The sequence below is a fragment of the Paenibacillus sp. N119s genome (genome assembly GCF_059447605.1).
Genome location: NZ_JCAJRU010000300.1, coordinates 1 through 5,099 on the forward strand (window position 1 = coordinate 1; position 5,099 = coordinate 5,099).

The 5,099-nt window shown below is 47.4% G+C and carries 2 protein-coding genes and 1 pseudogene; all 3 read right to left on the minus strand.

What is annotated here, in order from left to right; translation table 11 throughout:
• Positions 1 to 192 precede the first annotated feature (192 nt).
• Entirely contained in the window at positions 193 to 1,482 is a 1,290-nt protein-coding gene (locus tag AC5V8P_RS23175; protein WP_064797899.1) for a vWA domain-containing protein, read from the minus strand.
• A 48-nt stretch (positions 1,483 to 1,530) separates the two neighbouring features.
• Positions 1,531 to 3,897, minus strand: a complete 2,367-nt coding sequence (locus AC5V8P_RS23180) for a hypothetical protein (RefSeq protein WP_064797900.1) — start codon at positions 3,895 to 3,897, stop codon at positions 1,531 to 1,533.
• A gap of 3 nt (positions 3,898 to 3,900) precedes the next feature.
• Positions 3,901 to 5,099: pseudogene (locus tag AC5V8P_RS23185) on the minus strand (tubulin-like doman-containing protein); the annotation flags it as partial.

Here is a 5,099-nt window from a genome sequence, read left to right on the forward strand (position 1 = left end):
AGAAATCGACGCTTCACTATGCCCTTTCACGCCTGCATCGGCTGATTGTTTGGCAATATACACCACGGCTACGCCTTCAGGCCACTGCCAGCGTAACACAACCCGGTTGTCGTCAATTTTGTAGCTCAGCTCCGAAATAACAGGATCACCGGGCTGTGCATCCCTATACTGCATAAGTTCCAGCCTCCCGTTCTAAAATCCACTGCTGCGTCGATTGCGCGTCGGTCCTTCCGGTGCTCCTCTCCGTTGGCCTGATGGCCCACCTTGGCCCCCACCACCTGAAGATCGACGAGTATTTTCCGCAATCGGCAGAACAAGTGAAAAGACAGCAATAAGAGCCGCCAGTACGAGCGCTGCTAGCAAACGAATCATCAAGTCACCTATAGGGGAACCTGATAACCCCTTTTCCAAAATCAAACCAGCGAGCAAGCCAGCTGGAACTCCACCAATGGCGAAATTCCGCGCGAGAAAACGATTATCGAACATCAGCCCAAGTGCCAATCCCAATAGAACTCCGATAATAACCAAAGCCGTTACGCGATAAATGGCAAAATACAGACTGTCGGCATACTCACCTGTTCGCTCCGTTACCAGCGTGCGATCCCCGATTTTGTCATATATTTTACCAAACGCCTGCGTAAGTCCTTGGGCATTGGCTACATTAGAATAAGTTCCGCCCGTTAGGTTCGCAATATTTTGTAATAAGGCTATACCATCCGATTCGGCCAGTTTCAGTCCGATTGTATTGATCGGAATCTGGCGGGCAATGTAAGGGGCCAATGCGGTCTGCGTATCCAGTTCGCTAAAACCGTCAGAGAGCATAATAACGAGCGAACCTTTTTCCGCATTGCCTTGGGTTTCAATCTCCTTAATCGTCTCGTCCAAAGCAAGCCCTATCTCTGTACCGCCTGACATTAAAGTCTGCATACTATCGATTTTCGAATAAACCGCTTGTTTCTCTGCATCTGTACCAATGGGAGTAAATGGCTGTACCAACTGCGCAGTAGATTCAAATGAAACTATGGCTACGCGCTTGTCTCCATCCATTTGTCCAATTAGACTCTTGGCAGCCGTTAGGCGTTCATTATCAGGGTCTGTTTGCTGCATACTCCCGGAATTATCAATCACAAGCACGAGGTCCTGTACACTCTTGCGCCCTTCAGGGTTAACTTGATAACCCAGTTCCAATAGCAGACCTGCCACGAACAACATAACGAGTGTAGCAGGCACTAGTAATTTCCAGGACAACCCGGAGTATCGTTGTCGCCATGAATGTCCATTTAGCTGTGGCGAAATCAATTCGCCAATAAGGCAGCCTAGACCTATGCACAGCGCCATGATGCCAAAATACAGCCCGACCACGATAATATGCGGCCAATGGCCTATCAATTTGTGAAGAATAAGTTCTCCCAAGATGAAGCCTACTACAGCGCCCAGTAAGCCGAACACCAATAGGAGAACGTTAAATTTACGTTGCTTCATAAGATTCGTTGCTTCCTTCCATCATTAAAGTAGGATATAAATACATGGCTACCGCAATTCCGGCAACCGTTCCACGTCGATTCCATGAAACACGAAACCGTTCGCAGTATATGTCTCATAATACGTTTTGCCGTTGCGGTAAACCATCAGATCCTCCAGATGGAAGCCGCCCATCAAATGCAGTTTTTCCACCCCGCTGCTGCGACGCTCATGTACAAAACCCAGCTTGTAAATTCGCGAAGTAATGTCCACGTCCATCGCATAAGGAAGAAATTCACCTTCGTAGTCACCAAAGAAATACTTTTCTTCATACCGATGCTCATGGGTATAGTCGAGCAAACGTACATTAATTCCCCCATGCTCTTCTAACGTTTGATACAGTTTTTTAAACAGCTCTTCCTTGGGAACGACCAGTCGATTTTCATATGCAGCAGCTACATTCGCACGACGTAATAATTCTTCTTCGAATGTCTGATTAAATGGCTGTGAGCTGAGAATCAGGGTACGACAGGTCTGTGTAAGTCTATTTACTAACGCGGACAGACCTCCATCCAGCAACCCAGATACAGGTCCCATATGCCGATCGTCAAAGAATATAGATTTCCCCCGCTTGCTTTCCAACTCACGCATGACATCCTCCGTCACACGCTCATAATACTCGAACAAGTTTTGACCTGTGTAACTGTCAGCCTGCCGAATACTGTCCGTTGCAGCTTGATGCAATTCACGCTCCAGGTTGGCAAGCTGTACTGTAATATGCTTCGCCTGTGCATGCCATTTTTCCAGTGCCATTTCATAACGGCGAAGTAGCTCCAAATCTACTTGAATCCGCAGCATGTGCATTTTATGCCCGTAGACTGTCTCAGTCAGGTAACGGATCAAGCTGCGCACATTATGCTTATCCATAAGCGGCAGTCGTTGAAAAGGCTGATCCTCTACTCGTCCGCTATACAGCGTATCCAGTTCGGCCTCACTGATCTGCAAATCATTGGACGTATCACGAATCATTCCCCGAACAGCCGTAAGCACATTCCCTGTTTGATTTTCATCCGTCCAATCTGTCAGCTCAAAAAAGCCGATATGAGGATGTTCCTTAGCAGCTGCGTTCACAGCCATCTGCAAACGCATATCCGCCTGAAAATCTCCCAAGCGCTTATGTACGATCCGTTCACAGTTATCGCGGAAAAAGGCTTCGCAACCCTGACCAAACAAGGCTTCCTCTGCCTCACGTAATGACATTCGTTTCAGCGAGCCGTAGCTGGCTCCGCTCGTCATTAGTGCGCTCATGTCCATGATCGCTTCATTGCCAGGTACTAGATCATTTCGCGTACGGCCGCGTTCAGCAGCATCTAAACCAAAATAATTCAGTTTATCGCGTATTTCCCAATCCTGCTCTGTTCTCATACGCTCTAGCAACTTCACATAAAAGTGATACAACACCGTAAGCGCAATCGACTGATTAGGGCGGTTAACCCGGGAAAATCCGGCCGACACATAACCCTGCCGCCCGGATTCCGTCATGATGTTGTTCTTAAACGATGTATTATTGTAGCCCCCATCCTGTGACCGATAGGAATCCCCTGCTTGATAACGATTTTTAAGAAGTTGAATGTGACAAATAATATCACAACTCTCGCGCAGACTATTCGGCACCGTTACGCCTCGCTCATTCTTGTCGGACAGCACATAGACAAGATCAAATAACGGAGATGGAGCATGAGATACCGGGATGGTCAATTTGTCCTCGGTCATATGAAGCGGTGCTGTAAACGTATAGGCTGGGCTTTGGATATAGTCCAACTCCCGCATAAAAGCAACAGACGTTGCGCTCCGGTAGCCGAATTGGACAGCCTGATCGCTTTCGCTCATCAACACATACAGATCCATTTGTACTGATTTAAAAGATTGGGCAAAAATATACTCTGCCAGCAGCGTAATTTCAGGAATTAATACGTTCATGGGATCATCCGCTGTTGTCAAGATCGACAAATGTACACGCTCAAACGAGGAATACAACCGCCCGTAATCCGCTAGATGCCCACTAGCCCGGCGCAACGCGGTGTTAAGTTCAATTAGCTTCGATTCATGTGTATAAAAAGCCTGATGCAGGTCACGGCGCAACGTTTGGTGGCTACTTACTTCCGGTACAGCTACCGTATGAACAATGGCATCTACCGAACGGTCTACAGCCGCATGCTCATCCTGCGAGCAAATCTGAATATAGGTTACTCCTGTGCTGTTATCCCACTTCGTCCGGTTGATATCTGCAATTGTGTTCATCACCGGGCTCATGTGATCGCCGATAAAAAGAAACACGGATGGGAAATGGATGCTGCTGCGTCCATCCCCGCTTCCGATTAATTGGTCCTCTGCGGCTGCATAGTCAGCCGCATAACGTAACAGCTGCTCTCTCATACTTTACTTCAACTTTCTGCGGATGTCGTTTAATTTTCCAGCCATTTGAGAGTAGAATGCATAAAGCTCCGCTCCATTAGCCAGCTCCACCTTTTCATATTCCAATTGATTACGGGCCTCTGTGTAAGTGGCAGCCAGTTCATCCAACTTTGCCAGCAGTGGTGTAATGTCCTCAGATGAAGTCAATACAGCATCACGGCGATCCGCTTTGCGCATTAGAGCTGCAAATTTCTTTTCTTCCAAACCACGGAAGTTTGTGAATACTTCAAACTCCACATAATTGCGGCTCTTCATGACGTTGGCAAACGGCTCCCAAGCCTCTTCCTCTTCGTCACGATCATAGACGTATAAAGCGCCTTTTTTCATAATCGTGTCTGTATAAAGAGCCTGAATGAACTGATCCAACCATTTTTCTTCATCCTGATATTTGCTCAGCAATGCTTCCAGTTCAGCGGCTTTGGCTTCGATTTGTATATATTTCGCCAGTTCATCACGAACCACCTGCGTTAACTCCGGTGAACGGATCAGATTTTCCTTCGCCATCTCTTCATTAATGCTGCCAAAGATGTCCTTGCTTCCGGTCTGCTCCAGCCCTTCAGCCAGTAGACGCTTCAGCTCAGACCATGCTCTTTTCACCTCACCTAAATTTGGCTTGGATTCCTGCAGGCGCATATCGTAGCCTGCCAGCAGCGCATTCAAATCTAGTGCTTGTGAGCGAATAACAGTAAAGCGGCTGCTTGTATTCTGATCGACATCCTTCTCCCGGATCACGCCGAGTGCCTTGGCTTGGTCGAAATCCTTGCGGATACGTGCATTGTGGGCTTGCACACGCGAATTGACGTAAGTTTCTCCCCATGACTTTTCAGGAATCGGCGACGGTAGATTTGTCCAGTTGTTCTGACCTGTCTGCACCAGATGTCGGCCAATACCTTCACGGTCAAGAATGGTTTTCTCATAGCTCTCTTCATACACTTTGAGCGGCGTATATACAAACAGAGGAACACCATTACGCGTATTGAGCCAGAAAATCCGGTTGCGGACTTCACTTTCTTTAATAGTAAAGTGCGATTTGCCAATGGCATTATTTTGATAATTGCGAACACCTTTCAGGATATTAGGCGACTGTACAGGTACCGATACGAATCCCCATGAAGGGAAGTACAAATTGCCAGAACTGTTACTCAGATGGAAGACAGGTACAG

Excerpts from the sequence above, each read along its gene's own strand:
- AC5V8P_RS23175 (WP_064797899.1), bottom strand. The coding sequence starts at position 1,482 with ATGAAGCAACGTAAATTTAACGTTCTCCTATTGGTGTTCGGCTTACTG.
- AC5V8P_RS23180 (WP_064797900.1), bottom strand. The coding sequence starts at position 3,897 with ATGAGAGAGCAGCTGTTACGTTATGCGGCTGACTATGCAGCCGCAGAG.